This is a genomic window from Ruegeria denitrificans (assembly GCF_001458295.1).
In the GTDB taxonomy this organism is placed as follows: domain Bacteria; phylum Pseudomonadota; class Alphaproteobacteria; order Rhodobacterales; family Rhodobacteraceae; genus Ruegeria; species Ruegeria denitrificans.
Genome location: NZ_CYUD01000006.1, coordinates 195,996 through 222,472, shown reverse-complemented (window position 1 = coordinate 222,472; position 26,477 = coordinate 195,996). Strand labels below are relative to the sequence as shown.

The window sequence follows — 26,477 nt, the reverse complement described above, 5'->3', positions numbered from 1 at the left end:
CTAAGACTTATTCCTGGGGTCTTCGATCCCGAGGTCGTCAAAAACGTTGCCACTGCCTTCAGTGATTTCGACATCATCGTCGTCAGTCACTAAATTCCAGTTGTTCTCTTTGACCCACTCGTCCCGCCACTTTGGCGCATCCGGCGGACGTTTTGCAAAATCGGCGATTTGCTCGAAAATCAATTTGCGCAATGCTAGCCAGACTTCCGGCCCCTCTTTACGACGGGATTGAAGTTCCGCAATCAAGTCATCCAGAGGAACATCCTGTAACGGGCGCCCGAAGATCTCTTCTTCTGAAAAATCATCTGTCATCGCTCAACATCCTCGACACTGATCGTCAAGACAAAGATCTTGTTTGGTTTTACAGTGATCTCTTTTCCTTCAATCTCTCGAAGTTGGCCGTTCACCGAAGTCTCGCAGATTACGAAAATTGGGATTTCCTCTTCTGTAGTCTCGTCACTCATCTGGCTTACCCTTCGGATCAGGCACCTTTCGCGACCGGATCTCATCCGCAGAGATCGGCTTGGTTAGTTTTGCTCGACCGGCCGCAATTTCAGCCTCCCGAAGCCTAAGCAAACGCAAGGTTTGTTCATCCAGCTCAACGTCGTCATCATCACCCATCAGACTTCTCCCGAGTACAGTAACAGTGAGAACAGAGCACTTGTGATTTGTCAGTTGTCCGAACGATATCGCCTACGTGGCCGCACTCTTCACAAGTCACACCGCATCGAAATTCCATCCAGTCAGCGTACTCCTGAATGAGATCGTGGTATCGACTGAAACCGATGGAAATCTTGCCATCCTGGCCTTTCTTAATATCCGAGATGTGAATAGTTCCAGGGTCCAGTGCCTTGAAATCCTGACTGAAGGAAAGCTTGTGGAGTGCTAGCGAAATCATCATGAGCCAGCCTGGGCCGACCGCAGGAACAAGAGATGCGCAATCTGCGGAAACGAGGTCCGGATAGTTTGCCGCAATGTCCAGCTCCAGAGATTGCGGCCAGGATGCTGGTGCGCAATCGTAACGACGACGCAGCTCTGCATTGTAGCACCAGCTGCACAGAGTCGTCACGAAGCCCTGAACATGCTGACGTTGGGCAGAATTAGAACAACCTTCACAAGTTTGCTCAATCTCATCGACACGCCATTGAATCTCTTCACTCGTAGCCTGGTTGCAGCCCGGGCCCTCATAGACGCGCAAGCCTCCCCATTTCTGTTTGATCTGAACGATGGACGGGCGTTCATCGCCAAACAGCTCGGGCTGCTCGTCGATCAACCTCTTCACTTTCTCAAGTGCAAGCGTAAGCTGCTCCGCCCACCCGGCACGATGCTCACCAAGCTGCTTGAAGACGCTTCCATGAATATCGTTCCAGTCGACAACACTGCTCATCACTGACCTCCGGGCCCGCGCCTCTTTGAGATCGTGTGAAACCTCCGCCATAGCAGTCATCACACGGTCGACCACTTCGCGGTCATCACACTCGACATGCAGACCCTCGGTCGACCATGTGACGTCAGAGACGTGCGGAGCTGGGTAGTTGTGCGCCATCACCAAACGCATCTCTTCGGCGTGCCAGGCGTCAAATGAGCGGAGATCATCTGGAGCTCCATGGTCCTCGATCACACCTCGAACCTTTTCCCGGAATTCCTTCCAGCTCTTTTCGACATCATCCATCAGTCACATTCTCCAGAACTTGGTCTTGTTGAGATGGAAGACCCCTCTCGAGATCTGGCAAGCCGGACCAGCCTTCGGGTGTGCGTCCGAGGTTCCTCTCGACCGATTGCTTGATATCGTTGAAATCAATTGCGTTCGTGACTTCGTCCGCCATGTCGGACACCTCCTGAGGATGGTAGGAGGCGTCGGAATCGAACCGACTCGTGCACTCTAATCTGGAGCAATTACAAGGATATAAGCCTCGCCCGCATACCAATGCTGCCTCCCACGGGTTTCGCGTGGGTTATCGACCTCAGGCCGATATTCGATGGCAGTGGATGCGTGTGTATGTCATGAGCCGAAACTGAACCAGTTCGTATCGCCATGTCAAGACGGAGTGTGCTGCACTTCGAGTTTCACCGCGTAGTTCCGGTCAAACAAAATAAGCCCTTACCGCAGAGGTTCGAATTTGCGACCAACTCACACGCTGGCGCAATCAGTTTGCTAGACCAGCTTCTCTTGATCAGCTGAATGCAATTCGGACCCTCGCCTTGGGATCCCCTAATTGTGATCCAGCCATCGCAGGGGTGGTATTGCTCTATCCTTTTTGATCGGAGGCTTTGTGTATTTTCAACCCAAAAAAACGCGTAACTAAACAACAAACACATAGTCGGGATTCGATCTAAGTTAGGCCAACAACGTCTCAATCGACATTAGATTTTTCAGCCTCATCTTCCACTTTTTTTAAAAAACTACTGACGCTTAGACCCAGCGCATCACTCAGGAGTTTCAACGTCTCTAAAGTCGGCTGATGTCGGTTGGTTTCTAAAAATGATACGTAGCGCACACTCTTGCCGGCCATTCGCGCCAATTCTTGCTGAGTAAGTCTCCTTGATCGCCGTTCGCGACGCAATACAGCAGCAAAGGCTTTTAAAAATATGTTGATACGCGATTGCTCCATAGTTGGGAGAGTTCGCGCAAGTCACACCTTTCGTCCACGAAGTATACTATGAATTTTTCTTTTTTTATCTTACAAGGAGATCATTGGAGCGATGCGGCAGAAAAGGCAGGAACAATCGATGGCGGGCGACAAGCAACTCTCGAGTGAGCAACTGAACCAGATTCTTGATGCTTTGGAGGCGCGTTTGAGAGATCGACCGGACGGCATAGAGCGAATTGCACCCTTGGTGCGAGGGTTTTTGGATCGCCAAAAACCTGAAGCCAAGAATGGTAGATCCCGCTCGCCATATACAGGCCAGCTTCACTTTAAGGTTTTGGAAGAAGATCAAATTTGGTTTCAACAAACGGCGCGTGCATACAGAGTTCAACAAGGACAGTTCTTTACTCACATGCGCAAATTATTCGAGACGTATCGATGAGGGTCTAGCTGTGTGTTGCTGTTGCAGTCCACAATACTCAAACTCCAATCTAGTTCGCCTCGTCTTTCCGAGAAGTTACCGTACTACGCAAGGGGAATCCAACAAGGGCGGCACTTTTGTTGAATGAAGTGGCGCCCACGGGAGGACTCGAACCCCCAACAGCCCGATTAGAAGTCGGATATTCTATCCAGTTGAATTACGTGGGCGCAGTTTAACCGTTATTGAACAATGCCGTCAGATAAGTCAACTTGGTATTCACTTGGTTTGCATACCAAAACTTTATCATTTAAAATCAAATAACTGGGGAATTTGGTGGAAAACAGGGGGTTTTTGTCGCTCTATCCAGTTGAGCTAAGGGACCGCTGCGCCCTTCTTGCGGTTTTTACGGGCGGGGTTCAAGACCCAAGCGCATGAAGGCGCTGTTCGGGTCGGCCTCGTAACCAAAAATTGGCCCGCAATAGGAATAGCCCAAAGCTTCATAGAGTTTACGCGCTGCGTCATATTCCGTCAGAAGCGCAGCCCCGGTTTCTAGAACCAAAGCCGAAACACCTTCGGATCGGGCCAAATTCGCCAGATGATCCATCATCGTGCGTGCCAAACCGCGGCCGCGGGCTTGCGGTAGGATATGCACCGATTTCACCTCGGCCGTACCATCGGGCAATGCCTTGAGAGCACCACATCCCAACGGTGCATCGTCCTCGTAAATCGCCCAGAATCGAATGCCAGGCTCGCGAAGCGCGTCAACGTCGAGCGTGTGGTTCGAAGTCTGTGGAGTCGCGTCCCAGCTATGGGCCAGATGTGCCTGAATGATCGGGCGCAAATCCTCTGCCCCTGGGTCAGCCTCTCGGATGTCGATCATTCAATGTATTCCGATCAATGCGTCCAGGGCCCGCGCCGATCTGTGGCAAAATTCTCACCATAGCCACGGGCGCGCAGATTGGCTTTGCGCTTGTGTGGTTCGCTCACCTGCGCATCAATCCCGTTATCCTTGGCGTAATCCAACGCCTCTTCCTTAGTGTCGAATTTCAGGCGCACCTGAGTCTGCGTGTCGTTGGACGAGGTCCAGCCCATTAGCGGATCGACCTCGCGCGCCGACGCGGGGGCGTATTCCAGAACCCACTTGCGGGTCTTGGCCATCCCCGAGGTCATCGCGTTTCGTGAAGGCTGGTAAATCCGTGCGCGCATGTCGCCTCTCCGTACTCACTTGGCTGGGAATGTTTATGCGTCAGGCGGGCGGCGTGGACAAGTCCGCAATTGTCGCAATTTTGGTATTTGGAAATGCCCCCTTGAACAAGAACAAAAACAGATCAAAATCAGGCGCGAAAGGAATCTCCCCCTATGGCCTATGCTCATTCCGACAAGACCCAGCTGACTGCCGAAGACGTCCGCGCGCGCCTGAAGCTGGAGGGCGGCAAGGAATTCGTCATGCATACTGAATTTGCGCCGGCAGGCGACCAGCCGACAGCAATCAAGGAACTGACCGGCGGTATCTTCGATGGTGAACGCGATCAGGTGCTTTTAGGTGCGACCGGGACGGGCAAGACCTTCACCATGGCCAAGGTGATCGAGGAAACCCAACGCCCTGCCATCATCCTTGCGCCCAACAAGACGCTCGCGGCGCAGTTGTATGGTGAGTTCAAAGGGTTCTTTCCTGAAAACTCGGTCGAGTACTTCGTGTCCTACTATGACTACTACCAGCCCGAGGCCTATGTCGCGCGGTCCGACACCTACATCGAAAAAGAAAGCCAGATCAACGAACAGATCGACCGCATGCGCCACTCGGCCACGCGGTCGCTGTTGGAGCGCGATGACGTGATCATCGTGGCCTCGGTGTCCTGCATCTACGGTATCGGTTCCGTCGAGACCTATGGGGCGATGACGCAGGACCTGAAGGTCGGCAGCGAATACGACCAGCGGCAGGTGATGGCCGATCTGGTGGCCCAGCAATACCGCCGCAACGATCAGGCGTTTCAGCGCGGGTCTTTCCGGGTGCGTGGCGATTCCCTGGAAATCTGGCCCGCCCACCTTGAGGACCGCGCCTGGAAATTCTCGTTTTTCGGCGAAGAGCTGGAAACCATCACCGAATTCGATCCGCTGACCGGTGAGCGCGCCGCAAATATGGAACAGGTGCGGGTCTATGCGAACTCGCACTACGTGACGCCGAAACCGACCATGCAGCAGGCGATCATCGGCATCAAAAAGGAACTCCGCACCCGGCTGGATCAACTGGTCGGCGAAGGCAAACTGCTGGAAGCGCAACGTTTGGAACAGCGCACCAACTTCGATCTGGAAATGCTTGAGGCCACCGGTGTCTGCAACGGGATCGAGAACTACTCGCGCTATTTGACCGGTCGCGCACCGGGTGAGCCGCCTCCAACCCTGTTCGAATTCATCCCCGACAACGCGATTGTTTTCGCCGACGAATCCCACGTCAGCGTGCCGCAGATCGGCGGCATGTACCGGGGCGACTACCGCCGCAAATTCACACTCGCCGAACACGGATTCCGCCTGCCGTCCTGCATGGACAACCGTCCGTTGAAGTTCGAGGAATGGGACGCCATGCGCCCGCAATCCGTTTTCGTCTCGGCCACCCCGGCGAAGTGGGAGATCGAGCAGACCGGCGGCGTCTTCACCGAACAGGTGATCCGCCCCACAGGCCTGCTGGACCCCGAGGTCGAAATCCGCCCGGTCTCCATGCAAGTCGACGATCTGCTGGATGAGGTGCGCAAGGTCGCCGCCGATGGCTATCGCACGCTGGTCACGACGCTCACCAAACGCATGGCCGAAGACCTGACCGAATACCTGCACGAACAGGGCATCAAGGTCCGCTATATGCACTCGGATATCGATACGCTTGAACGCATCGAAATCCTGCGCGACCTTCGCTTGGGAGCATTCGACGTGCTGATCGGCATCAACCTGCTGCGTGAAGGGCTCGACATCCCCGAATGCGGGCTGGTCGCCATTCTGGACGCGGACAAAGAGGGTTTCTTGCGGTCCGAGACTTCTCTGGTTCAAACCATCGGTCGCGCCGCGCGAAACGCCGATGGTCGGGTGATCATGTATGCCGACAAGGTCACCGGCAGCATGGAACGCGCGCTGAACGAGACCAACCGCCGCCGCGCCAAACAGCTCGCCTATAACGAGGAACACGGCATCACGCCTGAGACGGTGAAAAAGAACGTCGAGGACGTTCTGGCCGGTCTCTACGAGGGCGACGTCGACATGAACCGCGTCACCGCCACCATCGACAAACCGATGCACGGCGCCAATCTTGAGGCTCATCTGGACGGTTTGCGCGACCAGATGCGCAAAGCCGCCGAGAATCTGGAATTTGAAGAGGCCGCCAATATCCGCGATGAGATCAAACGTCTGGAAGCGGTCGATCTGGCCGTCGCCGACGACCCCATGGCGCGCCAATGGGCGGTCGAGAAAGCCTCGGAAGACGCAGTGAAATCGCGCGGACGTTCAACGGCAGGCAGGCCGGGGCAGAGGGGTGGGAATGTGAAGCGGCGGAAGAGGTGATTTCAACGTCTATCCGCTAGTGCCTTCCAATCTTTAAAGTCAGTCAGTGTCGACCTGTAGACCTCTAGGTCTCTGCAACCATCTATGCTCTTGAGCAGCTTCCTCATAGAGGAAACAAGTGGCTTGGAAAGCCACGGGCTGAGAGTAATACGTTTGACTGCGTCAAGATCAATATCGTAGCTGGGAAACTCAGTTTTAGCCCGTTTATCTGTAAACACTACTCGAGTTTCTTGTTCCGGTTTGTAGCGTGAGTGTTTTACAAACTTTAAGTCATCGTCTTCCAGTGGCACGCGTGAACGCGCTTCACGTATCGAAAGATATTCGACGTCTTGGTACTCAACGCGTGGGTCCCATTCGAAGCTCTCCTTCAATTTGTCTTCAAAAAAACTGATACACACACCATCAGGACCGCCAGCGAAAACACGCCAATGGTGGTAAGTCTGACCTGCCCTTGAAAGGCAAAGTGCATAAACGCTTTTTGCCGAAACTGCCTTTTTGTAACGATCTAAATAGTGGACATCATTTTTGTCGTCCCAAGTATTTGGGTCAAGCAGAGTTAACTTTCGTTCCGATAATAAATTTACAGCCGAAGCCAAAGATGTGTAACGATTAATTATGTTTGTGGCCAATTTTGTCTTTCCCGCTTTGATTGAGTCGAACTCAGGTATCATTCACTAAATTGTGCTACAATGCCCAACTCTCAGTAAATTCTCTTACCAGCAAGTGCATAATGAATCTTGTGGTGAACGCCGATGTGGCACCAATACCCTACACTTCAAACTTGCAGCCCTGCGCTCCTTCCCCCACGTTTGAAATCACAAATTGTGATTCCAAACGGTTGCCATGACGAACCCAAACACCTTGCCCAGCACGCATGAAGTCCAAAGCGCCATTCACCGGGTGCGCGGCACCCGCGTGGTGCTGGCCGAGGATCTGGCTCAGTTCTACGGAAAATCCGTCAGCGCCTTCAATCAGGCCGTCTCGCGCAACAAGGACCTGTTCGACGGCTACCGCTTTCAGCTGACCGATGCCGAGGTCGCCGATTTGCAATCACAGAATGTGATCACAAAACCCAAAGGCCGCGGCGGGCGGCGGGTCAATCCGTGGGTCTATACGGATTACGGCGTGGCCATCGCCTCGGCCCTGTTCAAGGATCCGCGCGCGATCAAGATCACACGGATGATTACTGAGGCCTTCGTCGACGGCGCAAATGCACTGGCCGAGACCCCGCGTAGCCTGCCGGAAATCCTGCCGCCCGAAGACGCCCCTGCCCCGCTGCTGCCCAATGGGGACCAACTGCGCAATCTGGCCGAAAACATCCTCGATTCCGGGCAGCAAAGCCTGGTCGATTACATCGCCAACCCCACCACCAAGCGGCAACAGGCCGTGGCGGTGATCATGAAAACGCTGGCTGAGACCGCAGGTGAAGAGGTGCGCACTCAGCACGAACGCCTGCGCCTGAACATTGCGCAGCGTCTGGCGACCGGCGACTACGCCGATGATGACGACCGCAAAAGGCTGCTGGAATTGCTGCACGCGATGAAGGGTTAAACCCCCAATTCGGCCCGCGCCTTCTTGGTCAGCTTGGCCACAACCAGATCATAAGACGTCACAATATGTTCGCGCAGGGAAGTATCGCTCATCCCGCGTTCTTCGTAGACCTGCAACCACTTCATCCCCCGCGAGGCCAGATAAGGCGCTGGGCGGATACCGGGCTCATCATCAAGAACCTCAAAGGCCAGATCGGTGGCCTTGAAGGTGAACGCATCTTTGCCATCGTTCCAGCCGCAGATCGCAAAGACCTTGCCACCCACCTTCCACACATCCGCATTACCCCATTGCACCACATGGGTGGTGGCTTTGAGATTGGCGCAAAATGCGTTGAATTCGTCTCGGGTCATGGCCCGATCTTGGCGTTCAATCCTGACAAGGGCAACCTGTTACGGTTGCCCAAACCTCAAGACCTTATCCCGCGTGCCAATGTGCAACCACGTCATACCCCACGGGCGTTGGTGGGCCCTCCAGATATTCTGCAAACTGCCCCCAAATCTCTGCCACTTTGGGCGCGTTTGCATTCGAGGTTTCTTCGTTTTCAACCACAGAGACCACAAAGCCACTGCCATCCTCGTTCATCACATTGGTAAAGCAATGCATGCCCGGCATGCCCATAATCTCGGCTTTCAGGTCATTCAGCTTTGCCGTCGCTTCGTCGCGCGTGCCAGTCTTCATTTTATATTGGGTAATGCGTGCAAACATGATTTTCCTCGCTATCTGGGCGATGCCCCCCCATGGACGGCCAAAACGGCACGTCGGGCGCAGTGTATCACAAAGACAAGGATTCTCTTAGAAACGGGTCAGGGCCGCACGAATTTGGCGTTTCCGACGCTTCGTGATCTAGGAGTTTCGGCCGTTTGTGACACCGCGCTTTGTCCGGCCGCAGGCCTTCGGATATCGCAGGCCACGCCATCCCCATCGGGGTCGTTACGCGGATGGTATCCTGGCCGACCCTCAATGAAAGGTCCCGATACAATGGTTTCAACTGCGCCGCACCCTGCGAGGGCAATCAAGTGCACCAAAGCCTCTTCGTGTTTGAATTCAGACGTTCGCAAATAGACCCCGACGGCGATAGCCATTGTCGTCAACGGCAGCATGAGGACCATGAGGATGATCCGCACCGGCGACAGCGCGCGCTTGCGCAGCGCGTCGGCCCGTTTCTGACGTCGCGAAACCTTCGGGGCCGAGGGTTCAATTTCAAGCGTGGGTTTTTCTGGCAACATGGCCCCTGTTACCCTGAGTTTGTGGCTAATCCGAGACCGGAATTGGTCCCAAATCAAGCCCTCGCGCAGGGATGAAGACAAGACTATCTTCTGTATATGCGAAGCAGACGGAATCTAGCACAACATGAGCCAGCACACCCCTTTTCGTCCAGTCGACAAAACGGCTCGAACTCTGGCGCGTGACTTGATCGAAGGCGCCTCCAGTGGCGCGCTGGCGACCTTGCGGCCAGATCTTGAGTTGCCTTCGGTTTCACGGGTCGCCCTGGCCACCGACGGGAGTGGCATGCCTGTGACACTGATTTCGGCATTGGCGGATCATACGGCGGCCTTGGGTGCAAATCCGAACTGCGCGCTGTTGATCGGAGAACCCGGCGACACCGGCGACCCGCTATCCCATCCCCGGTTGACATTACATGTCACGGCCATGTTCGTATCACGTGACAGCGCCGAACATACCACTTTGCGTTCGCGGTATCTTGCCTTGCGACCCAAAGCAAAACTCTATGTGGATTTCACCGATTTCAGATTTGTCCGCTTCGCCGTTTCAGAGGCCGTACTGAATGGTGGGTTCGGCAAGGCGTGGCGCCTTGCCCCGGCCGATCTGTGGCCCGATCAACGCACCACGTGAACCGCACAGGCGGCATGACGGACGACATGGTTTGCGGTGGAGCCCAGCAAAAGATCCTGCATACCCGGACGATGCGATGCCATGATGATCAGGTCAGGTTTATTGCTTTCCGTCCAATCCAGAATCGTGCGCCCGGAATGTCCTTCGACCACCACACCCTTGGCGTTGGGCAATTTGGCCGCCAAGTCATCCAGCTCGCTCTGAATCGCCTTGCGGGCCTCGGTCAGATATCCCGGCGGCATATATGAGATCGCAAAATCCGGAATATGTTCCACCACATGCAACAATGTCACCTGAGCGTCCGGCGTTGCCAGCATTTCAGCCAGCTTCATCGGACCGGATATGTCCCGTTCAGCATCGAATGAGATAGGAACTAGAATATTGTGATACACAATGCGCGCCTCCTTTTTCCTTCAGCTATATTCTCCATTTTTACCCATTAAGGTTTTGATCTGTGTCAGGAACCGCCAAAAGTTTCGGCCACGTCATACATCACCGGCTCAAAGCTCTTGCACATCTCATTTATTTTGCGATTGCGATCGCGCATTTCCGGGGTTCTCAGCATCGCCAGAAAATCCTCGCGACGGTCCCATTGCGAATAGTTGGCAATCCGTGTCTGCGCATCGTTCACATGCAACCCGGCTGAAATGAACCCCGGCTGTTTCGAGATAAACTCAGCATAGGCATCAGTCAGCGCGTCAAGCAGATCGTGGCAGGTACCCGGTGTCATTTCAAAAGTGGTGATAACTGTCTGGACGCTCGCGTTCTTGGAAATCTTCGGCATCAGGATTCTCCCTTTTCTTTTACCAGCTTAACACAGGTTTCCGAAACGTCCCGTGTTTCCTTTTGTGGCGCTTTGGCTCCTTATATGTTTCCTTTTGGGGCGCATTTCACCCGCCATGTTTCCATTAAAGACACGATGGATCGCACTGGTTTCCGCGAAGTAAACAAATCACTAACCAACCGTTAACCATGCTGGCGGAAACTGCGCGCATGTTCCGGGTTCTTGTTTTTCTGTCACTACTGCTTTCCGCAGCCCCAGCCTGGCCAGGTGCCTGGCTGCGCGAGCAGGGGACGGCCTTTACCGCAGCGTCGATCACCGCGTTCAAAGACCCCGACGGCAGCTATGACTACAATACAGCGCTCTACGCGGAATATGGATATAGGCCAAACCTGACAATCGGCTTGGATTTTGATGAAAGTCGCGATTACTACGGCCACGCACTTTTGTTCGCGCGGATTCCTGTGGCTGATTTCGACAAATGGGGTCGTTTTGCCGTCGAGTTTGGGGCCGGCGCCCACCATCGGCAACTGCAGGCCTGGGCGATGTATAAATTAACGCTGTCCTATGGCAAAGGCTTCCAGACCAGCTGGGGTAACGGCTGGATTGCACTCGACACAGCGCTGGAATACCGCACACACGACGCAGTGTTCCGCAAGCTGGATTTCACAGCGGGCCTTTCTTCGGATCGGCTATTGAACCCTTTAGTACAGATCGAAACAGCTTATGCCCCTGACCGCTCACTACATTGGAGAGCACGGCCTTCGGTCATGATCCGCGCCCGAGACAGTAAAACCACCTGGGTCGTGGGCCTTGAACGCAAGGATGCCCGCAGCGATACCGGTCTGAAAATCGCACTTTGGAACGAATTTTAAGGTCCGAGAAATGGCCGCCCTGGAAAAGGGCGACCATTCGACTCGTTAGCTTTCCATTCGAATGAGGGTCGAGACTTCTCCGCGCACCGCTGAGGGCCACCGTAAGGTGATCTCGTTTTTTGACGCGCCTTGCTCTAACTGCACATATGGGGTGGCATAGGTCACGGCACCAAAGGTATTCCTTAAAGGTCCCAGAGCAGTGACCGCATCGCAACTGCGGGCAAACCCCCCAAAGGGCAACTCTCCTGCAGTCTGGACAGACCAGGCTTGGGCCGCGGACCCCTGCGTATGTGTAACCCTAAGTGGGTTCGCAACTTTTTGATCCACGCCGTGAAACGTATTATTTTCAAACTTCACATTCCGGTGGGCAAAATTATTCATGCTGGCAAAAGACGTATCTACGCGTTCCGCCCGCGTGATACCGCCGCTTGTCGAGCGGAACTTATTCCCAGTTACGATCACCCCGTTCAGAAAGTGCCCGGCGCCATAAGGGCGAATAGTGAGATAGGTGAACCAGGGTGCTGGCTCACTTGAATAAAAGATATTGTCGGTTATAGCCATCGAACTGAAGGAGAAGCCGCTCGTGTAGACCGGATTTGCATCCCGTTCGTTAGTCCACAGGATCGAGCAGTTGTCGACATAATTCCCCGAGATGGTCGAGCTGTTATAGGTTCCGATCATGACCAAGCCGGCGCTGCGAACACCTTGCGGAATGCCGTCACCCTGAAAAAAGTGATTGCCAAGGATCATGTTGTTGGTTCCACCCAGAACCGCAAAATGGCGAAAGCGCACGGCCCGATTGTGGCGCAGTTTCACGTCGTTGGCCGTCGCGTTCAGCGCGATTGACGAGCGATCCGGAACGTTGAAGGATTCTTCGGTGGACTGGAACTGGCAGGTGTCGATCAGCATGCCTTGACAGCCGGTTCCAATCGATGTGATCCCGCGATCCTTGGGACGGCTGACGAAACAGTTCGCCAAGGCGAAGGTACTACCTGATGGGGCCAGACGGATGGCACTGCTGCGACCGTTGCACTGAAATTCGATCTGTTCCATCCCGAACTTGCGCAACGTGCTAAATCCGCTGAAATCCAGCAGGTACTTGAAAGACACGAACGTGAAAGTCTGTGTACCTGCAGCATCATAAAGTGGTGCGTTCAGCGTGATTTCACCCGCGCCTTCGTTTTTCGAACGCACATAGATTTCGCGCCCAACCCCACTGCCCTGTACCAGCGAACCAACCGGAATATTGGCCACGTTCGCCACATTCACCAGACGTGTGGGATCGTTCGTGTTGTAGGTCGCAACCGACGTAAAGGTCTCGGTATCCCAAGCCGAGCTACTTTTGACGTCAAACTGTCCATTCCGAATGATACGGCGGGTCGAAAACCCTGTTTGTCGATTCGGAACTGCGGCAGCCATATCTATAGGCTCTGTGACCGATACCTTGCGCCCGCCCATGTCCAGCGATTCATGGTCAGAATTGTTCAGCAAAGCCTGAAATGCCTTTTTAAAGGCCAGCATTTCATCGCCGAGCGCGTTGATATATGTCGGCAAGTCGAAATTCTTGGTCAGCAACAACATCTTGTCATCGGGCATCGTAACGGTGCCTTCGAAATCAATCTCGGATGCAATCGACGTGTTCTGTGCCAGTAAATAGGTCCCCTCGGGCACGAAAATACAACGTCCGTTAGCTGCTTGATCCGCCGCCTCAAACGCGGCCGAGTCATCCGTCACGCCATCCCCGATTGCTCCGAAATCACGCACATCGACCAAACTGATCAGATTGCGCAAAAACACGCTTGTGACATCCGTGATCTTGATGTCATCAACACGGATCACCGATCCGTTCGCGCCGTCGATATCCAGACCAAAATGCCCATACAGCGCTTGAACGCCCCATGGCATATCCACGCCAGGCCGCTGGCCTGTGCCGACAATGGCGGTGATCTCATGCACTGTCCCATAATCTGAAAGCTGCGTGGCGGGGCCTTGCTCGACCACACCGGTAACCTGCACGTCTCCGCCCCCCCCGGCCCATCCGGCGATACGCACCGTGGGCAACGGACCGCTGATGGCTTTAACCCGCGCTTTGATCTGCAGGTAGCAGCCCGGCAACAGCGGCGTCTGCCCCATATAGCGCAATCGCTGCGTGGTGCTGACTTTTAGAATCTCCAGACAACCGGCAAAATCCGCATCGGCCGGAACAAACGCACCGGTGCCCGAACCGGCATAGGTTGGCGTACCGGGTGTTCCGTCGCCACTGGACCACACGTTCAGACCATTCGCGAAAGCAGGTGGCATGAACACGATGCCGTCGGTGATTGCCTTGTTCATAGAAATCCCTTTCCCAATCGCGCTGACGGCAACCCGTCCCGCGCATAAACCCAGTGCCCGGAGACACGCGCCCCGAACGCAAAACTCTGAGTACCGAAAAGGGATTAACCGCCGCTCATGTCACCGTGACGGTGGTGTTGCGTCAAGCCGCCGGATCAGAATTTCCCAGCAGCTGTACGCCATTGATCTTCCATCCGTTTTCCATCTGCACCATCTGATAGTCCAATATGTGGACCCGACCCGCGCCATCGATGATCATGACTTTCTGCCACAACGCTCCGGCCACTTCGCGAAGCTCCAGAAACTGAACCTCCGCCGGTCGCCAAACCATCGGATAGCCGCGTTTGACCATGACACCGAAGTTCTCAGGCGTCTGGAACAGACGCTGGATGTTGGGACTGGCAAAGGTAAAGGCGGTGGCAAAATCATCCGCCTCAAACGCCTTTATTTGCGCCGCGATATTTGCCTCGATCTCATCGCTCTGGGCAAACGCACCCGAGGCCAGACCGGCGCTGAGAGATAAAGCAAGCAGTAAATGACGCATGGGGCCACCTCCTGTTGAAAGAGTAGCCCCACGCGGTATCAGGTCAAATCAGACCAGCTCTCCGGCCAGCGCCTTTTCGATCAGAGCGATCGTCTCGGGCACGCCGTACAACGCGATAAAGCCGCCAAAACGCGGGCCCTGCGAAGCGCCCAGCAGCACCTCATAGAGCGCGGTGAACCAACCGCGCATCGGATCAAACCGCTCGCGCCCGATGGAATAGACCACCGATTGCAGCGCCTCGTCCTCAATGGGGCCGTCATAGGCTTCCAATGCAGTTTTCAGTGCCTCTAGCGCTTCGCGTTCCTGATCCGTCGGGGCGCGGTGCTGACGGGTTGGTTTGACGAAATCGTTGAAGTAGCGCACGGCAAATCCAGCAGCCAGATCCAGATCCGGATGCGTCTCGGCGGTCGCCTCTGGCGCATAGCGTCGGATAAAGCCCCACAGCGCCTCTTTGTCCTCGGCCCCCGATACGGACGCCAGGTTCAACAGCATCGCAAACGGCACCATCAGCGTGGATGCGGGAACGTTACCGCCGTGGATATGCCAGACGGGGTTGTTCAACTGCGCCTTCAGCTCTTGCCCCGGATAGGCCCGCAATTGCTGGTGATACTCATCCACTGCTTTCGGAATAACGTCAAAGTACAGACGTTTGGCCGTCTTGGGCTTTTGATACATGAAGTAGGACAGACTCTCGGGCGCGGCATAGGTCAGCCACTCTTCCATCGACAGGCCGTTGCCTTTCGATTTGGAAATCTTCTGCCCGTCCTCATCATTGAACAACTCATAGCTCAGCGCCTCGGGCGGCTGCTTGCCCAGCGCCCGGCAGATTTTCGACGATTGCGTGACCGAGTCGATCAGGTCCTTGCCCGACATCTCGTAATCGACGCCCAGCGCGGCCCAGCGCATTGCCCAGTCCGGCTTCCACTGCATCTTAACGTTGCCGCCGGTGACCGGGATTTCGACCTTCTCGCCATCGGGCTCCTGATAAACGATCGTGCCCTTGGCCAGGTTGCGTTCCAGTGTTGGTACTTGCAGCACGTGGCCGGTCTTCGGGCTGATCGGCAGGAAGCAAGAATAGGTCTCACGTCGTTCCGGCCCGAGGGTCGGCAGCATTATCTCTTGAATCTTGTCGAACCGCTCCAGCGCGATCAGCAGCATCTCATCGAACTTGCCACTGGTGTAGTAATCAGTGGCCGAGGCGAATTCGTACTCGAACCCGAAACTGTCCAAGAAATCGCACAGCATAGCGTTGTTATGCTGGGCAAATCCGGCATGAGTGCCAAAAGGATCACGCACTTTGGTCAGCGGCAGATGCAGGTCTTCTTTCAGTTCTTCCTGCATCGGCACATTCGTCGGCACCTTTCGAAAACCGTCCATATCGTCCGAGAAACAGATCAACTTGGTCGGGATGTCACTAATCTGCTCAAAGGCATGGCGCACCATCGACGTCCGCGCGACCTCACCAAACGTCCCGATATGCGGCAGACCCGAGGGGCCATAGCCAGTTTGAAACAGCACGTAACCCTTTTCCGGAGCCGCTTTCTGATAGCGTTTGAGTACCCGGCGCGCCTCTTCGAAAGGCCAGGCCTTAGACGCAATCGCGGTTTCACGCAGTTCAGACATTTTTTGACAAGCTCCATCGGGAAAATCAGCGCCGGTCACCCCATGCAACCGACCGGACCCTCCTATTGTGCCGGTGCAGCATGAGTCAATAAAGCGCTGGGTTTTTCCTGTATGGAAGGCTGATCTATACGGTCAACTGGTCCAATTTGGCCGCCCAGATAAAATCATTCTCGCTTAGACCACCAATTTCATGTGTGGTCAGTCTGACATCCACATAACCCCAACCAAAACTGACATCCGGGTGGTGTCCTTGCTGGTCGGCGAGCCACGCGCACAGATTGGCCAGGTAGGTCGCCTTGGCAAACCCTTTGAACTGGTAGTGACGGCACAGTTCTTTCGCATCCGCGTCCAGTTTCCAATCAGACGAAAGCTCAGCCATGTGAGTGTTCGCCTCATCCCGCGTCAAAGCTGGCACACCGCCGGAACAGGGCACACAGGTTTTGTCCGATAAGCTGCAAGTTTCTCCTGATAGTGTCATGATCCGTTCACTCCGCTGCGGTTGCTTTTTCCGGGAACTTGTTTGGCAACAAACCGAGAGTTTGCGCCTGATGAACATCTGCCAGCAGGTCGCGGTCGGCGGCAGCAAATAGTTCCTCGGGTGAGTTTAACACGAAATATCCCATCTGGTGCATGTCGATCCGATAGGGCGTGCGCAGGATTGTCAGCACATCAAACGGATCGCGGTCGGGAATGTCGCTTTCCACGGCATAGACCAGTTCCGTCGGCGAGGACGCCAGCCCCGACCCCAAAGCCTTGATCTCACCATCCTGACGACGCAGACCAAATTCGATCGAGAACCAGTACAGCCGGATCAGCCAGGCATAATCCTTGTCACTGGCCTGCACCCCCGCCTTGCCAATGGCATGGCTAAACGCTGCAAAGCGCGGATCACTCAGCAACGGGGTATGGCCGAAAATTTCATGAAAGATGTCGGGTTCTTCGATGTAATCGAAATCCTCGCGCGACCGGATAAAGGATGCGGCAGGAAACACCCGGTCCGCCAGCATGCCAAAGAAGGTCTTGAACCCGATCAACGCTGGCACGGGCTGAACCCGCCAGCCGGTCATGTCCAAAAGCCGTTCCGAGATATCGGCGCAGGAGGGTACGCGGGTTTTCGGCAGTTCCAGCCTTTTCAACCCTTCAAGATAGTCTTGCGCCATATAGCGCTGCACATTCTCTTCTTGCGCGGCATAGAGATCGCCCCAAACGGCGTCCTCTTCTTCCGTATAAGCGACATGGCCGCGTTCATCGGCCACCTTGGCGATGTATTTGGTCGACTTTGGCATCTGCGTTCCCTCCGCAGGAAAAGTATAGCCATGTGAACTGAAGGTTTTGATTTGGATAACTCGTAAATTTTTAGTATTTTGGTAAATATCTATCGAAAGGTCATATTTTTTGAAACAAATCCTCCAAACGGCTGATATCGCCATCCTACAAGAGCTACAGACCAACGGCCGCCTGTCGATGCAAGAGCTTGCTGATCGCACCGGCCTTTCTGCCTCGCAATGCTGGCGGCGTGTGCGTGATCTGGAGGCATCAGATGTAGTGTCCGGCTACATTGCACAAGTGCGGGCCAAGTCGGTCGGGCTGGACGCCATCGCCTATGTCCACGTCGCGTTGCGCGATCATCAAGAGGACAGCATCACCTCATTCCTGCGACTGGTTGAAACCGAGTCGCAAATCGTCGAATGCGCCTCGATCACCGGGGACCACGACTTTATCTTGAAGGTCTATGCCAAGACGCCCGAGGATCTTGAACATTTCATCATGCAGCGGCTACTGAAATCCGGCCTTGTCCGCGACACGCGCAGCAATTTTGTGCTGCGTCAGACCAAAACACGCGGCCCCCTGCCCATTCTCTGATCAGGTCAGGATCAAAATCCGTTGAACCTGCCTGCCAGCCCTCCTATCGTGCAAGCGCAGAATTGCCCAATCAGGACGACACCATGACCGAACAAGTACCCCACCCGATGTCCCCACAGGATTGCCTGGTTGCGATCATGGTCGCGATCTCTGCATCGGATGAAACCATTCGTACGGCCGAACTGGTCAAGATCGAAACAGCCGTGAACATGCTGCCCGTCTTTGCAGAATACGATATCGACCGCACACGCCGGGTTTCACAGATCGTGTTCGACCTGTTCGAACAAGAGGATGGGCTGGATGCCCTGTTCGGCCTGATTCGCGAAAACCTGCCCGAACGACTGAATGAAACTGCTTATGCGCTGGCTTGCGATGTGGCTGCCGCAGACGGGTCGTTGGCGGAAACTGAACTGCGCCTGCTGGAGGAAATCCGCTACGAGCTGAATATCGACCGCCTGCACGCCGCCGCAATCGAGCGCGGCGCACGGGCGCGCCACACAACCTGATCCTAGCTACCCTGTAACATTCCCCAGCGTTCGATCAAGGCGCGTTGCAGTTTGCGTGACCTGCTGTTCCAACTGCGCGCACCATCCGGCCGTTCGCGCAGCGCGCGGGGAATGGTCGCACGGTGGTCTACATCGGCGGTAAAGATGGCAAAGGCCAGTTCTGACCCATCTGGCGCGGTCATGAAACCGCCCAACCCCGACACAAAATTCAACGTCCCGGTCTTGGCGTCCACCCTAATCGGGTGATCCTTGACCGGTCGCCCTTGTCGGTCCAGCAGGGTAAACTTCTTGAGCAGAGGCCGCAGCGCCCCATCTTTACGCGCAGCCACCAGCGCGGTGACAAAATCCGCGGGAGCTACGCGCGATGCATCGCCCAGCCCCGAATGATCCACCATCGCAATTCCGGTCACGCCATAGGTCTCAGCCGCCCAGCGGTTCATCTCCGCAGCGGAATCGGCGAGGCTCTGAATATCTGCCCCACGTGCTTTCGAAGCCTTCATGCCGACCATTTCAGCCGTTATGTTGGTCGAGTATTTTAACATACCGCGAAGGATACTCTGCAACGGGTCACTCTGATGCACCACCAGAACGTTGCCTTTCAGTGCCTGCCGTGTGATCTGTACGCGCCCCAGCACGATGCCATTGGCCCGCGCCAAGGTGCGAAACACATCTCCCGCATAGAGCGCTGGTTTGCGTACGGGCAGCCAACGCGCGCCCTCACTGCCCAGCGCGCCCCGGGCAACGGTCCAGCGATCCTGCCGCGCACTCGGCTGATAGGTGTAGATCGGTAGGCTGCGCTTTTCCACCCGCATCGATGCCATATCCACAGATGGGGTGTACCGGGCTGTGCGCGCATCCATGCTTACATCATATTTGGCACCGGCGCGTTTCCACTCGAAATGCACACGATTGAAATTGAGTGAGATTCCGCTAATAGCCGGGCTGTAACCCAGATGATCCGGCTGTCCGGGATCAATACTGAAAACATAGGGCAACGCCCCGTCATAGACCTTGAAGACCCCGCGCACCTCGGTGATCCCGGCCTCGCGCAGGTTGGCGGCCATCGTGGCCAGATCATCGGTGTCCAGCAAAGGGTCACCGCTCCCGACAAGGATCAGGTCGCCGTTCAATACACCATTCTCAATCGGCCCATCCGCCATCAAGGTTGTTTCGAACCGATAATCCGCGCCCAGAACATCCAGCGCATAAAGCGCAGTCAGTGCTTTGGCGACACTGGCGGGCGGCAGACCCTGATCGCCGCCAAATGCCTCAACCGGCACACCGGTCTCTGCATCAGCAACCGCGAACACAACCTCTCCGCGCAACCCGGCGGACTGGATAAGGCGCTCAGCCCCGCTGGGCAGGTCTCCCCGCAACTGAGGTCGCAAGGATTGAACAGGAGCATCCGCCAGCGCTGAGCCCGATGCAATCGAGGCCCCTAGGCCCGCAAGAAACAAACGACGCGAAAAACGATCAACCATGGGTCAATTAAAATCCCAGAGATCACAGGCAAACAACCACTGAATGCGATTATGCCCGCATGGGGGCTATTCAGGCAACACCTCGCCATCCCAGCCGCCGCGTGTGCGGATTTCGGTCGAGCTGACATCGACCATCGGTACGTTCACAAAACACCACGCCGGTGCCTGCGCCCGTCCCAGCAAATGCCGCGCCTGACCGTCGATCCGATACCGAGCATAAATCTGCGCCGCAGGCGACATTCGCGCCGATATCCGATCCCCCGGCCGTGCCACCACGCCCACCGGCACGCTATCCATGATCAGTCGCCAATCCTTCCAGCGATGAAACTGCGCAAGGTTATCCGCGCCCATCAGCCAGACGAACCGAACCTGCGGGTAAAGCTTTTGCAAGGCCGCCAGCGTATCCGCCGTCGCCCGCGTCCCGGTCAGCGCCTCGATATCCGTCACCTCGACCTTGGGGTGTTGCATGACCTCTCGCGCGGCCATGATCCGCCGCTTTAGCGGGGCAGGGCCACGCGCCTTTAACGGATTGCCCGGAGACACCAGCCACCAAACCCGATCCAGCCCAAACGCCTTCATCGCCTCAAGCGAGACATGCACATGCCCCTGATGCGGTGGATCAAAAGACCCACCGAACAACCCAACGACCTGTCCAGGTCTTGCATATGGAATGGTACTTCGCTGCATCTATTGCTGATGTTCAGAACTGAGGGGCGTTGTCAATCAACAGGTTGCACCGCATCACCCAGCCGAACCCGCCCGGGCCGCACCACCTCGGCGCACCAACCTCCATGCCCGCGCACGGCGGAGTAGCCGCCCTTGCCCAGCGCCTCCTCCATCCGGCTGCAGGGCGCGCAGATCACGCTAAAGCGCAGAATGGCCTGCCCCACCTGCACTTCGCGCCCTTTAAGCGCCGCCAGATTTATCCCCGACACCACCAAATTGCGGCGCAGAGTTTCGGACGCAACCAAACGGCGCCCCAGATAAGACCCAATCGCCGCCAGATGCTCCTGCTGGATCAGAGTTACCGCCCGTTTGCCTGCACGGCTGCGGTCACCTTCCAACCCATCGGCAGAGATCAATACTTCATCCACAACGGTCATCTCTCCCCGCCGCTCGACCCGCAGACCAATCCATTCGACCCGTCCGGGCTGTGCCCATCCCGCGATTAACTCAGTCAAAACCGACACAAGAAACTCCCTGCAACCTGAACCGGCATTTAGGGCAAATCAGTTGGGGAATGGCAACTCTCGGCTAATTTCATAAACCTTCGCCTGCATCGAACTTGCCTCAACACTCGCAAATACCTTCTGGAATTCGGTCATGTGCGGGGTCTTAAAATGCAACGTCAAGGCATCCATCGACTCCCATTCCTCGTAAATTCGGATAATGCGCGGATCATGAACATCGGCAGACGAAACGTACTTGATGCATCCCGCTTCTTCGGCGGACGCTTTATCCATCGCTAGAAAAGCGCTGCGCAACTCCTCTATCACATCTTCCTTGAGAACCACTTCGACAGTCACGACAAACATACTCTGACCCCTTTTTCACAACGACATATTTTGTCCTTTTGTCCATTTATTGACAATGAAGCATTTTTTGTCAATACGTCGCCTCATGAGTACATCTTCCGAGAATATTCTTGGTGCGGCGATCCGTTGCTTTATGCGGTTCGGGGTTCGCCGAACCACCATGAACGATATCGCGCATGAGGCCGGGCTGGTGCGCCAAACCCTCTACAATGTCTACTCGAGCAAAACTGATATCCTCTGTGCCGCCATAAAATTTCAGTCAGACAAGGGCCTGAACCAAATTCGCGAACAGTGGTCGCTTACGGATGATCTGGGAAAGAAACTCGACGCATATTTTGAACACGCAATCGTCGCATCCTACGACATCATTCGTGCATCCGCCGAAGCGGCAGACATGATCTCAGGGCATAACTCTGAAGGTCGCGCGCAGTTGGAACGTGTTCAGGCAGAAAAAATCATAGCGCTCACAGAGATTCTGGAACCATATTCGACTGCCATAGCCACCGCCGGTCTGACGGCGGGCGGTCTGGCCGATTATCTCAACTCTGCTGCCCTTGGCCTGCGCGATATGGCACGCAGCAAACAACATCTGATTTCCCTGCTTGGAACGCTTCGCCAGCACATCTTGATGGTTGCTGAACCCGATCAGTGATGAACCAGCATTGCCCCACCCGGCAACCTTCGCTATCACACCGCCCAACCCGATTTCCCCGACCCAAAGGACGCGACATGGCCGCCTATCAATATGTCTACCACATGCAGGGTGTCTCAAAGACCTATCCCGGTGGCAAGAAATGCTTTGAAAACATCCACCTGAGCTTTCTGCCCGGCGTGAAAATCGGTGTCGTCGGCGTCAACGGCGCGGGTAAATCGACGCTGATGAAGATCATGGCGGGCCTCGACACAGATTTCTCGGGTGAGGCATGGGCCGCCGAGGGCGCCAAGGTCGGCTATCTGCCGCAGGAGCCGCAGCTGGATGAATCGCTGTCTGTCCGCGAGAATGTCATGCTGGGCGTCGCCGCGAAAAAGGCCAAGGTCGACCGGTTCAACGAAATTGCCATGGAGATCGCCGAGAATTATTCGGACGAGCTGATGGAGGAAATGACCACCCTGCAGGACGCCATCGACGCGGAAAACCTGTGGGACCTCGACAGCCAGATCGACGTCTCGATGGAAGCGCTGCGCTGCCCGCCGGACGACGCCAACATCGCCAACCTCTCGGGGGGTGAGAAACGCCGCGTAGCGCTCTGCAAACTGCTGCTGGAAGCACCAGACATGCTGCTGCTCGACGAACCGACCAACCACCTGGACGCCGAGACCATTGCCTGGCTGCAACAGCACTTGATCGACTACAAGGGCACCATCCTGATCGTCACCCACGACCGGTACTTTCTGGACAGCATTACCGGCTGGATCCTCGAACTCGACCGCGGCCGCGGCATTCCTTACGAGGGCAACTACTCCGCGTGGCTGGAACAAAAAGCCAAACGTCTGGAGCAGGAAGCACGCGAGGACAAGTCCAAGCAGAAGACCCTGCAGCGCGAACTGGAATGGATGCGTCAGGGTCAGAAGGCCCGTCAGGCCAAATCCAAGGCCCGGATCAACGCCTATAACGAGCTAGCAGACCAGTCCGAGCGCGAAAAGCTGACCCGCGCCCAGATCGTCATACCCAACGGCCAGCGCCTTGGCGGCAAGGTGATCGAGGTCGAAGGTCTGGCCAAACACATGGGCGACAAGCAACTGATCGAAAAGCTCGACTTTGCCTTACCCCCTGGCGGCATCGTCGGCGTCATCGGCCCCAACGGTGCTGGTAAATCGACCCTATTCAAGATGCTGACCGGTCAGGAACAGCCTGACAGCGGCACTATCACGCTAGGCGACACAGTCGAGCTGTCCTATGTCGACCAGTCCCGCGACGACCTCAAGGACAACGAAACCGTGTGGGAGGCGATCACCGGCGGCGCTGAGATCATCCAGCTGGGCGACGCGCAGGTCAATTCTCGCGCCTATTGCTCGTCCTTCAACTTCAAGGGTGGAGATCAGCAGAAAAAGGTCTCATTGCTCTCGGGTGGTGAACGCAACCGCGTCCACATGGCCCGCCTGCTGAAAGAGGGCGGTAACGTCCTGTTGCTCGACGAACCGACCAACGATCTGGACGTCGAAACACTGCGCGCCCTGGAAGATGCGCTGGTCGATTTCGCCGGCTGCGCCGTCGTAATCAGCCACGACCGTTTCTTCCTTGACCGGATTTGCACGCATATCCTGGCCTTTGAGGGCGACGCCCATGTAGAGTGGTTTGAGGGCAACTTCGAGGACTATGAAGAAGACAAGAAGCGCCGTCTGGGACCGGATGCATTGGAGCCCAAACGGCTAAAACATAAAAAGTTTGCGCGATGATTGATGTGTGGAAGACCCGTGCAAAAAAATGGCGGCGCAGCGTACGTAAAGCGCTGGCGCCATTGCGCGCGCGTCTCATACCACAGAGCCAGCCGGAAACCTGCATAATCGTCGCCAGTAACGGCCGGTCCGGCAGTACGCTGACCTTTACGACATTGATCGAGGCGATGGAGGGTACTGTTCCAAAGGCCAGGAAAAAAGCTACATTTTTTGCACGAATGAAGGATGCCACGTTTCAGGCCCCGTGTGTCTATAAGACACATGACTTCCCTCAGACCTTGTCCTCGTGGCCTGAAAATACCCGAGTCATCTTCTGTTTTGGATCCACCAAGGACTCGGCCTTGTCCGTTTATACCGCCAAGGAAAAATATGGCGACGAGTGGATTGATCTGCACTTTCATCACCTGCACGCCACCGGCACTTATGACGAACTGTTCGAACGGGATGTCCTGCAGCAGGCCCGACAGGTAAAGGAATGGGCAACTTTCGAGGATGTCCCGGTGCTGTGTGTGCACTACGATGCGATTTGGGACCATAAAGAGACGATCTCGCGGTTCACCGGATGGAAATTCAACCCGCCTGAACGGCGCGAACGTGCACCCAAGAATATTCCGGCTGACCTCATGGCGGCGGCAGATCGGGTTTATGGTCCGATCGACGCCGTGATCGACCAATTGCCAAAGTGTTTTATTGCATCCAGACAATTCAGAAGAACCGTGGAAGACCTGCCGATTACCGACTAAACACCGCTGAGCAGGCTTTTACCCACTGAAAGATAACACCCGCAGCCTTCTCTTGCCCTGCGCTTGTTCAAATGCCATATCTGGCGGGCACACGTTTTTCTATTTCGACCTACTGTCTCCTTCTACGGCGCTCAGTCTATCGATACAGACAACGACGCCGGGCTGCCGCAACTCCGTGGGCAGCACTAAACAGGAGACAACGGATATGCCCGCAGGCACCGTAAAATGGTTCAATACCACCAAAGGCTACGGCTTCATTGCACCCGAGGATGGTGGCAAAGACATCTTCGTACATATCTCGGCCGTTGAGCGTTCGGGTCTGACCGGCCTGGCCGACAACCAGAAAGTCACGTTCGAGCTGCGCTCGGGTCGTGACGGCCGCGAAAGCGCCGACAACATCGAACTGGCGTAAGCCGCTGAAAGGGCAGAGCATTCCTCTGCCCTTTCCCTTGCCGGGCTACACCCCCTGCAATTAATTGCGATCCGCAGGTGTGTCCCGGCGATTACATCACAATCAGGTTACTTCTCTGCGACGATTGACCAGATCGGTTATCATTCCGACATTAGGGTCAAGATTTTTCTGTTTTGTTGATGAGAATAACCATGTTCACACGCCGTACTTTCCTGACAGCATCTGCCGCCGCCGGCCTTGTGCCCGGTGCTGCACTGACAAAGCAAAAAGCTGTCGAATACGATCCCACACCGCAATTCGTGCGGATCAAGAAAGAGTTCCTTCCGGGCCAATTGCTTGTCGTTCCCCGGTCCTTCTATCTCTATTACGTCACCGAACCGCGCAAGGCGATCCGCTATGGGTGTGGGGTGGGCAAAGCCGGGCTGGAATTCACCGGCACCGCCACGATCGACGTCAAGAAAGTGTGGCCAACCTGGCGCCCAACCGACGAGATGATCGAACGCGAACCCGTCACCTATGCCAAATTCAAGGACAATGACTATGTTCAGCCCGGTGGAGACGATAACCCGCTGGGTGCGCGGGCGCTTTACTTGTTCCAGAACGGCATCGACACCTATTTCCGCATTCATGGCACCACCCAGCCGCAAACCATCGGGCGGGCGGCGTCGAATGGCTGTATCCGAATGCTGAATTCACATGTAGTCGACCTGTATGAGCGGGTGCCCATCGGCACCGTGGTCACTGTCGTCTGATCACTGACGTGTGGCGTTCACAAGCTCCAGCACGTAAGGCCCCAGATTTTCAACGATCAGTGCCACCCCTTCGGCGTTCGGGTGAATGCCATCTGATTGCATGTAACGGCGGGCAGCATCCGGATCGCCCCCGGCGGTCAGTCCGGCGAAGAAACTGGGCGCATAGCCCGTTTCATGCGCAGTCGCCAGGTCGGGATAGATTGCATCAAACGCCTTTTTGTAATCTGCCCCGTAGTTCCCCGGCGCTTGCATCCCAACCAGCAAAACATCGACCTCCGAACCATCAGCCGCTTTGACGATTGCCTCAAGATTGGCGCGTGACACTGCCGGGTCAATCCCCCGCAGCAGATCGTTGCCGCCCAGCGCCACGATCATGCCGTCCACCTCCGGCGTCAGCGTCCAGTCCACACGCGCGGCGCCTCCGGCTGTGGTATCGCCAGACACGCCCGCATTGATCAGGCGTACATCGACGCCCTGCGCCTGCAACCACCGGTCCAATTGCGGCACAAACCCGTCCTGCTCCGGCAACCCATAGCCTTGGGTCAGGGAATCACCTAAGGCTGCGATCACCACCTGTTCGGCTGTGGCAGCAAAGCCGCAGCAGATAAACAGCACCGACATCAAAGCCTTGCGCAACATCAGAACCGCTCCATATCCCATTTGACCGCCCA

The 26,477-nt window shown here is 55.8% G+C and carries 36 protein-coding genes and 2 tRNA genes; 12 read left to right on the top strand and 26 right to left on the bottom strand.

What is annotated here, in order from left to right:
* The 7 genes from RUE5091_RS11230 to RUE5091_RS22635 form a co-directional block, all read right to left on the bottom strand.
* The gene (locus RUE5091_RS11230; protein ID WP_058282005.1) at nt 1–312 is read right to left on the bottom strand and encodes a hypothetical protein; all 312 of its coding nucleotides are present in this window, start codon (nt 310–312) and stop codon (nt 1–3) included.
* Complete coding sequence (locus RUE5091_RS23270) at nt 309–464, bottom strand: hypothetical protein (protein ID WP_165590769.1); 156 nt, start codon at nt 462–464, stop codon at nt 309–311. The genes RUE5091_RS11230 and RUE5091_RS23270 overlap by 4 nt, the downstream gene beginning before the upstream one ends.
* Nucleotides 457–621 (bottom strand): hypothetical protein, encoded by a 165-nt coding sequence (locus RUE5091_RS23265; RefSeq protein WP_165590768.1) that lies wholly within the window; start codon nt 619–621, stop codon nt 457–459. Before RUE5091_RS23265 ends, RUE5091_RS23270 begins: the two co-directional genes overlap by 8 nt.
* Nucleotides 614–1,672 carry a hypothetical protein gene (locus tag RUE5091_RS11225; protein WP_058282004.1) on the bottom strand — a complete coding sequence of 353 codons (1,059 nt, stop codon included), beginning with the start codon at nt 1,670–1,672 and terminating at the stop codon, nt 614–616. Before RUE5091_RS11225 ends, RUE5091_RS23265 begins: the two co-directional genes overlap by 8 nt.
* On the bottom strand, nt 1,665–1,826 hold the full coding sequence (locus tag RUE5091_RS23260; protein WP_165590767.1) for a hypothetical protein: 162 nt from the start codon (nt 1,824–1,826) through the stop codon (nt 1,665–1,667). Before RUE5091_RS23260 ends, RUE5091_RS11225 begins: the two co-directional genes overlap by 8 nt.
* Nucleotides 1,827–1,845: 19 nt before the next feature.
* A tRNA-OTHER gene (locus RUE5091_RS23255) sits at nt 1,846–1,939 on the bottom strand.
* 415 nt (nt 1,940–2,354) lie between these two features.
* Entirely contained in the window at nt 2,355–2,612 is a 258-nt protein-coding gene (locus RUE5091_RS22635; protein WP_082643623.1) for a helix-turn-helix domain-containing protein, read from the bottom strand.
* Between the two features lie 118 nt (nt 2,613–2,730).
* On the opposite strand from RUE5091_RS22635, the gene RUE5091_RS11220 reads away from it, so the two are divergent.
* Nucleotides 2,731–3,030, top strand: coding sequence for a hypothetical protein (locus tag RUE5091_RS11220; RefSeq protein ID WP_131726301.1), 300 nt, complete (start codon nt 2,731–2,733; stop codon nt 3,028–3,030).
* A 129-nt stretch (nt 3,031–3,159) separates the two neighbouring features.
* Here the strand turns inward: RUE5091_RS11220 and RUE5091_RS11215 are convergent.
* The 3 genes from RUE5091_RS11215 to RUE5091_RS11205 form a co-directional block, all read right to left on the bottom strand.
* Nucleotides 3,160–3,236, bottom strand: a tRNA-Arg gene (locus RUE5091_RS11215).
* Nucleotides 3,237–3,412: 176 nt separating this feature from the next.
* Nucleotides 3,413–3,889 carry a GNAT family N-acetyltransferase gene (locus tag RUE5091_RS11210; RefSeq protein ID WP_058282002.1) on the bottom strand — a complete coding sequence of 159 codons (477 nt, stop codon included), beginning with the start codon at nt 3,887–3,889 and terminating at the stop codon, nt 3,413–3,415.
* Nucleotides 3,890–3,903: 14 nt separating this feature from the next.
* Nucleotides 3,904–4,215 (bottom strand): ETC complex I subunit, encoded by a 312-nt coding sequence (locus RUE5091_RS11205; protein WP_058282001.1) that lies wholly within the window; start codon nt 4,213–4,215, stop codon nt 3,904–3,906.
* 153 nt (nt 4,216–4,368) lie between these two features.
* On the opposite strand from RUE5091_RS11205, the gene uvrB reads away from it, so the two are divergent.
* A complete protein-coding gene (uvrB, locus tag RUE5091_RS11200) occupies nt 4,369–6,555 on the top strand; it encodes an excinuclease ABC subunit UvrB (protein ID WP_058282000.1) in 2,187 nt (728 codons plus the stop codon).
* A 2-nt stretch (nt 6,556–6,557) separates the two neighbouring features.
* Here the strand turns inward: uvrB and RUE5091_RS11195 are convergent, their stop codons facing one another.
* Nucleotides 6,558–7,226: a DUF2971 domain-containing protein gene (locus RUE5091_RS11195; protein WP_058281999.1), complete on the bottom strand. Its 669-nt coding sequence runs from the start codon at nt 7,224–7,226 to the stop codon at nt 6,558–6,560.
* Between the two features lie 172 nt (nt 7,227–7,398).
* Between RUE5091_RS11195 and RUE5091_RS11190 the strand changes: the two genes are divergently transcribed.
* Nucleotides 7,399–8,106 (top strand): ORF6N domain-containing protein, encoded by a 708-nt coding sequence (locus RUE5091_RS11190; protein ID WP_058281998.1) that lies wholly within the window; start codon nt 7,399–7,401, stop codon nt 8,104–8,106.
* Here RUE5091_RS11190 and RUE5091_RS11185 read toward each other — a convergent pair.
* From RUE5091_RS11185 to RUE5091_RS11175, 3 genes are all read right to left on the bottom strand, one after another.
* A complete protein-coding gene (locus RUE5091_RS11185) occupies nt 8,103–8,456 on the bottom strand; it encodes an MmcQ/YjbR family DNA-binding protein (protein ID WP_058281997.1) in 354 nt (117 codons plus the stop codon). The two genes, RUE5091_RS11190 and RUE5091_RS11185, sit on opposite strands and share 4 nt — an antisense overlap.
* Nucleotides 8,457–8,520: 64 nt before the next feature.
* Entirely contained in the window at nt 8,521–8,811 is a 291-nt protein-coding gene (locus RUE5091_RS11180; RefSeq protein WP_058281996.1) for a hypothetical protein, read from the bottom strand.
* Between the two features lie 98 nt (nt 8,812–8,909).
* Nucleotides 8,910–9,413 (bottom strand): excalibur calcium-binding domain-containing protein, encoded by a 504-nt coding sequence (locus tag RUE5091_RS11175; protein WP_243470764.1) that lies wholly within the window; start codon nt 9,411–9,413, stop codon nt 8,910–8,912.
* A 43-nt stretch (nt 9,414–9,456) separates the two neighbouring features.
* Here RUE5091_RS11175 and RUE5091_RS11170 point away from each other — a divergent pair, with 43 nt between their 5' ends.
* Entirely contained in the window at nt 9,457–9,960 is a 504-nt protein-coding gene (locus tag RUE5091_RS11170) for a HugZ family pyridoxamine 5'-phosphate oxidase (RefSeq protein ID WP_058281995.1), read from the top strand.
* Here the strand turns inward: RUE5091_RS11170 and RUE5091_RS11165 are convergent.
* Both RUE5091_RS11165 and RUE5091_RS11160 read right to left on the bottom strand, forming a co-directional pair.
* On the bottom strand, nt 9,945–10,352 hold the full coding sequence (locus tag RUE5091_RS11165) for a universal stress protein (protein ID WP_058281994.1): 408 nt from the start codon (nt 10,350–10,352) through the stop codon (nt 9,945–9,947). The genes RUE5091_RS11170 and RUE5091_RS11165 overlap by 16 nt on opposite strands.
* Nucleotides 10,353–10,417: 65 nt before the next feature.
* Nucleotides 10,418–10,744, bottom strand: a complete 327-nt coding sequence (locus RUE5091_RS11160) for an antibiotic biosynthesis monooxygenase family protein (protein ID WP_058281993.1) — start codon at nt 10,742–10,744, stop codon at nt 10,418–10,420.
* Nucleotides 10,745–10,953: 209 nt separating this feature from the next.
* Here RUE5091_RS11160 and RUE5091_RS11155 point away from each other — a divergent pair, with 209 nt between their 5' ends.
* The gene (locus RUE5091_RS11155; RefSeq protein ID WP_058282077.1) at nt 10,954–11,616 is read left to right on the top strand and encodes a hypothetical protein; all 663 of its coding nucleotides are present in this window, start codon (nt 10,954–10,956) and stop codon (nt 11,614–11,616) included.
* A 45-nt stretch (nt 11,617–11,661) separates the two neighbouring features.
* Here the strand turns inward: RUE5091_RS11155 and RUE5091_RS11150 are convergent, their stop codons facing one another.
* The 5 genes from RUE5091_RS11150 to phhA all read right to left on the bottom strand — a co-directional run bounded on the left by RUE5091_RS11150 (nt 11,662) and on the right by phhA (nt 17,403).
* Entirely contained in the window at nt 11,662–13,950 is a 2,289-nt protein-coding gene (locus RUE5091_RS11150) for a glycosyl hydrolase family 28-related protein (protein WP_058281992.1), read from the bottom strand.
* Between the two features lie 142 nt (nt 13,951–14,092).
* Nucleotides 14,093–14,494, bottom strand: coding sequence for a DUF4864 domain-containing protein (locus tag RUE5091_RS11145; protein WP_058281991.1), 402 nt, complete (start codon nt 14,492–14,494; stop codon nt 14,093–14,095).
* A gap of 48 nt (nt 14,495–14,542) precedes the next feature.
* A complete protein-coding gene (locus RUE5091_RS11140; protein WP_058281990.1) occupies nt 14,543–16,117 on the bottom strand; it encodes a lysine--tRNA ligase in 1,575 nt (524 codons plus the stop codon).
* A gap of 124 nt (nt 16,118–16,241) precedes the next feature.
* Nucleotides 16,242–16,595 (bottom strand): 4a-hydroxytetrahydrobiopterin dehydratase, encoded by a 354-nt coding sequence (locus RUE5091_RS11135; RefSeq protein WP_058281989.1) that lies wholly within the window; start codon nt 16,593–16,595, stop codon nt 16,242–16,244.
* 7 nt (nt 16,596–16,602) lie between these two features.
* The gene (gene phhA, locus RUE5091_RS11130) at nt 16,603–17,403 is read right to left on the bottom strand and encodes a phenylalanine 4-monooxygenase (RefSeq protein WP_058281988.1); all 801 of its coding nucleotides are present in this window, start codon (nt 17,401–17,403) and stop codon (nt 16,603–16,605) included.
* A 109-nt stretch (nt 17,404–17,512) separates the two neighbouring features.
* On the opposite strand from phhA, the gene RUE5091_RS11125 reads away from it, so the two are divergent.
* Together RUE5091_RS11125 and RUE5091_RS11120 are read left to right on the top strand one after the other, a co-directional pair.
* Nucleotides 17,513–17,980: an Lrp/AsnC family transcriptional regulator gene (locus RUE5091_RS11125; RefSeq protein ID WP_243470763.1), complete on the top strand. Its 468-nt coding sequence runs from the start codon at nt 17,513–17,515 to the stop codon at nt 17,978–17,980.
* An 83-nt stretch (nt 17,981–18,063) separates the two neighbouring features.
* Complete coding sequence (locus RUE5091_RS11120; protein ID WP_058281987.1) at nt 18,064–18,486, top strand: tellurite resistance TerB family protein; 423 nt, start codon at nt 18,064–18,066, stop codon at nt 18,484–18,486.
* Between the two features lie 2 nt (nt 18,487–18,488).
* On the opposite strand, the gene dacB is transcribed toward RUE5091_RS11120, so the two are convergent.
* The 4 genes from dacB to RUE5091_RS11100 form a co-directional block, all read right to left on the bottom strand.
* The gene (gene dacB, locus RUE5091_RS11115; RefSeq protein WP_058281986.1) at nt 18,489–19,967 is read right to left on the bottom strand and encodes a D-alanyl-D-alanine carboxypeptidase/D-alanyl-D-alanine endopeptidase; all 1,479 of its coding nucleotides are present in this window, start codon (nt 19,965–19,967) and stop codon (nt 18,489–18,491) included.
* Between the two features lie 66 nt (nt 19,968–20,033).
* Entirely contained in the window at nt 20,034–20,654 is a 621-nt protein-coding gene (locus tag RUE5091_RS11110) for a nicotinate-nucleotide adenylyltransferase (RefSeq protein ID WP_058281985.1), read from the bottom strand.
* Between the two features lie 32 nt (nt 20,655–20,686).
* Nucleotides 20,687–21,157, bottom strand: coding sequence for an MOSC domain-containing protein (locus RUE5091_RS11105; RefSeq protein ID WP_058281984.1), 471 nt, complete (start codon nt 21,155–21,157; stop codon nt 20,687–20,689).
* Between the two features lie 39 nt (nt 21,158–21,196).
* Complete coding sequence (locus RUE5091_RS11100; RefSeq protein WP_058281983.1) at nt 21,197–21,502, bottom strand: putative quinol monooxygenase; 306 nt, start codon at nt 21,500–21,502, stop codon at nt 21,197–21,199.
* Between the two features lie 85 nt (nt 21,503–21,587).
* On the opposite strand from RUE5091_RS11100, the gene RUE5091_RS11095 reads away from it, so the two are divergent.
* From RUE5091_RS11095 to RUE5091_RS11075, 5 genes are all read left to right on the top strand, one after another.
* Entirely contained in the window at nt 21,588–22,154 is a 567-nt protein-coding gene (locus tag RUE5091_RS11095) for a TetR/AcrR family transcriptional regulator (protein ID WP_165590766.1), read from the top strand.
* 77 nt (nt 22,155–22,231) lie between these two features.
* The gene (gene ettA / locus RUE5091_RS11090; protein ID WP_058281981.1) at nt 22,232–23,899 is read left to right on the top strand and encodes an energy-dependent translational throttle protein EttA; all 1,668 of its coding nucleotides are present in this window, start codon (nt 22,232–22,234) and stop codon (nt 23,897–23,899) included.
* Nucleotides 23,896–24,642, top strand: coding sequence for a hypothetical protein (locus RUE5091_RS11085; RefSeq protein WP_058281980.1), 747 nt, complete (start codon nt 23,896–23,898; stop codon nt 24,640–24,642). The genes ettA and RUE5091_RS11085 overlap by 4 nt, the downstream gene beginning before the upstream one ends.
* Before the next feature lie 205 nt (nt 24,643–24,847).
* Nucleotides 24,848–25,054 carry a cold-shock protein gene (locus tag RUE5091_RS11080; protein WP_058281979.1) on the top strand — a complete coding sequence of 69 codons (207 nt, stop codon included), beginning with the start codon at nt 24,848–24,850 and terminating at the stop codon, nt 25,052–25,054.
* A gap of 191 nt (nt 25,055–25,245) precedes the next feature.
* On the top strand, nt 25,246–25,806 hold the full coding sequence (locus tag RUE5091_RS11075; protein ID WP_058281978.1) for a L,D-transpeptidase: 561 nt from the start codon (nt 25,246–25,248) through the stop codon (nt 25,804–25,806).
* Here the strand turns inward: RUE5091_RS11075 and RUE5091_RS11070 are convergent, their stop codons facing one another.
* Nucleotides 25,807–26,466: an arylesterase gene (locus tag RUE5091_RS11070; protein ID WP_207383730.1), complete on the bottom strand. Its 660-nt coding sequence runs from the start codon at nt 26,464–26,466 to the stop codon at nt 25,807–25,809.
* Nucleotides 26,467–26,477: the final 11 nt, after the last annotated feature.